Origin of the sequence: Acidithiobacillus sp. HP-11, from assembly GCF_015100075.1 — a bacterium.
GTDB classification, from domain to species: Bacteria; Pseudomonadota; Gammaproteobacteria; order Acidithiobacillales; family Acidithiobacillaceae; genus Acidithiobacillus; species Acidithiobacillus thiooxidans.
The window spans coordinates 1-2192 of the sequence record NZ_JACKYY010000101.1 but is presented as its reverse complement, the minus strand read 5'-3'; the positions used below and the strand labels follow the sequence as shown (position 1 = coordinate 2192).

Annotated in this window: 4 protein-coding genes; all 4 read right to left on the bottom strand. The window is 49.7% G+C overall.

The annotated features are described in order from the left end of the window. Positions 1 to 102: 102 nt before the first annotated feature. The 4 genes from H7F08_RS15185 to H7F08_RS15170 all read right to left on the bottom strand — a co-directional run bounded on the left by H7F08_RS15185 (position 103) and on the right by H7F08_RS15170 (position 1886). The gene (locus tag H7F08_RS15185; protein WP_193640995.1) at positions 103 to 369 is read right to left on the bottom strand and encodes a sel1 repeat family protein; all 267 of its coding nucleotides are present in this window, start codon (positions 367 to 369) and stop codon (positions 103 to 105) included. A gap of 302 nt (positions 370 to 671) precedes the next feature. Continuing rightward, positions 672 to 1151: a metallophosphoesterase gene (locus H7F08_RS15180; protein WP_193640994.1), complete on the bottom strand. Its 480-nt coding sequence runs from the start codon at positions 1149 to 1151 to the stop codon at positions 672 to 674. Further along, positions 1148 to 1321: a hypothetical protein gene (locus H7F08_RS15175; protein ID WP_193640993.1), complete on the bottom strand. Its 174-nt coding sequence runs from the start codon at positions 1319 to 1321 to the stop codon at positions 1148 to 1150. Before H7F08_RS15175 ends, H7F08_RS15180 begins: the two co-directional genes overlap by 4 nt. A gap of 7 nt (positions 1322 to 1328) precedes the next feature. After that, positions 1329 to 1886 carry an AAA family ATPase gene (locus H7F08_RS15170; protein WP_193640992.1) on the bottom strand — a complete coding sequence of 186 codons (558 nt, stop codon included), beginning with the start codon at positions 1884 to 1886 and terminating at the stop codon, positions 1329 to 1331. Positions 1887 to 2192 lie beyond the last annotated feature (306 nt).

Sequence of the window (2192 nt, the reverse complement as noted above, 5' to 3'; positions counted from 1 at the left end):
GCTCCAGTCCGCCAAATCCAGGGCACGGGGCTATCGCACCCACAAGAATTTTATTAACATGGCTTACCTCGTACTGGGTAAGCTGGATCTCAAGCTACCCACTTAAAACAGCGAGGAACCATTTTTCTTAATACCATGTCCATGATAATAGGCAAAACCAAGATAACTCTCGGAGTGCGGGTTTCCGGCATGCGCGCCTTTTTTCGCCCAAAACACCGCTTTTTGGAATTGGTGGATATGCTGATAATACAATGTTAGCCCCATCATTGCGTTGGCATCGTCTTGTTGTGCGCTTTTCTCCAATATGCGAAGCAGGGCGTGCCCATCGTCAGCACTGAATGCCAGCACTTGAGACTCTGAGTATGTCAAGTCCGGTCCTGGCCACGGAGAAGGGGGTAAGCCTAGCGCGTACACTGGCGAGGAACAGGATAACAAAAACAACAAAATCATGGAGATTGTAGCAAAAAGAGGAACTTTTAATCTAGGTATGACGATCATGATGCTATCTCTCTGGCAGAGGTTTAACGGTATCCAAATTAAAGACTGAACGCTTCCAAATCTAGCTGATTACCCCAAAGTATTTAGTCGAATTTAGACAAATTACGAATACCCCAAAATGCAAGTGTCCTTTTGTGACAGTTTTGGTAACTGACATCCAGGCTTTGACCAGTTCAACGGATATGTGACAGCACACAATGCAGCGTACACAGGTCATTACGATTTCGGAAAGTAAACATGCCACACGCCATACACAAGATATTACGATTTTGAAAACCGAACACACGACTCACAAAGTAGGTGGTCATACACAACAAATTACGAATACCCAAAAGATCGGCATAGTCCGCCGCCCGTTGGGATTCGGCCCGCTCCATCTCCCGCAGATAACCCAGATTCAAGGTCGCCAACAGCATGGCGTCGTGATTGCCCAGCACCGGATAAAACCAGGGCGCATCCAACAGATCCAGTGCTGCGGCACTGTTTGGACCCCGATCCACCAGATCGCCCACGCTGAACAGGCGATCCGTATCGACATCAAAGCGCACCTGATCCATGAGCCGATAGAGAACATCGGGATGACCATGCAGATCCCCGACGATAAAGTCCCGGCCCTGCAGATTGGCTGGGTGCATGATGATACGCGGGTTCATGAATTTTTCTCCTCCAGGGCAATGACCTGATCCAACTGTACGCCGGTCCCCTCTCTCGGGTAGCCGAAGGCATTGGACAAAATGCGCACTGCACCAATGGAGTAATCCACGGCATGGTGGGTATGTCCATGCATCCACAGCCCGACATCCTGATCACCGCAGCGTGCCATATTTTCTTCAATGGAAGTATCGCGATGCTGTTCCGTTATCCATCTGTGCCCTCGCTTCCAGTTGCAGCAAAGAACGTGTGGTGACCCCCAGTTGCCGTAGTGAACCGGGATTGCGCCGAAACTGCCGCCGCAAGCCCTCGACAATCTCTGGTGGCAATGCAGGCAATGCCCAAGTTTCCGTGCCCAGATCCCGCGCAATTTCCTGGAGGGTGTTCGTAAAAATACGATCAAAGTCCCGGCTTTCGGGTTCGTCCACGCGAACGATGGTAAAACGCGCGCGCAAGGGTTTGGGCAGATCACGCAGGTCATTGGCCGTGGCCACCCAGTTGACGGCCGAATAATCCACCGGTCCCAACAAATACTCATCGGTGACGCAGCGGGCGGTGGTCGGTTCCAGCATGGTCAGCAGGGTTTCCCAAAGGCGGCCATTGTGTTTGCTGGTACCGACTTTTTCGATTTCATCCAGACAGACCAACGGATTGGCCTGACGGTTTTCGCGCATGAAATCGACCAGATAACCTGCCCGTGCGGAGCTCCACCCTCGTGCTGTGCCTTTTAGCATCATGTTATCGTTCCTAAAGTTTCACCGTTTTTCCGCGAGGAAAATCGGCATGGTTAACAAAAATGTCGGTCATTAAATATTATTATTTATCTATGAATTATACTTATTTTGGCGCTATTTTGTTACCCTATTTTTCTTGTTTTATTTATTGTGAATCAGCCAGATAACGATGAATAGAACCGCCTTCCGTGATATAATGAGTGATCGTTAACGCTCTGATTATAAAACGCAAGAGGCCCTGTTCGATGTCCATGCTACGCGATTTACTCCTCCCTTTCCCTGTCTCTTATACACATCTCCGAGCCCACG

Excerpts from the sequence above, each read along its gene's own strand:
- H7F08_RS15180 (WP_193640994.1), bottom strand. The coding sequence starts at position 1,151 with ATGAACCCGCGTATCATCATGCACCCAGCCAATCTGCAGGGCCGGGAC.
- H7F08_RS15175 (WP_193640993.1), bottom strand. The coding sequence starts at position 1,321 with ATGGCACGCTGCGGTGATCAGGATGTCGGGCTGTGGATGCATGGACAT.
- H7F08_RS15170 (WP_193640992.1), bottom strand. The coding sequence starts at position 1,886 with ATGATGCTAAAAGGCACAGCACGAGGGTGGAGCTCCGCACGGGCAGGT.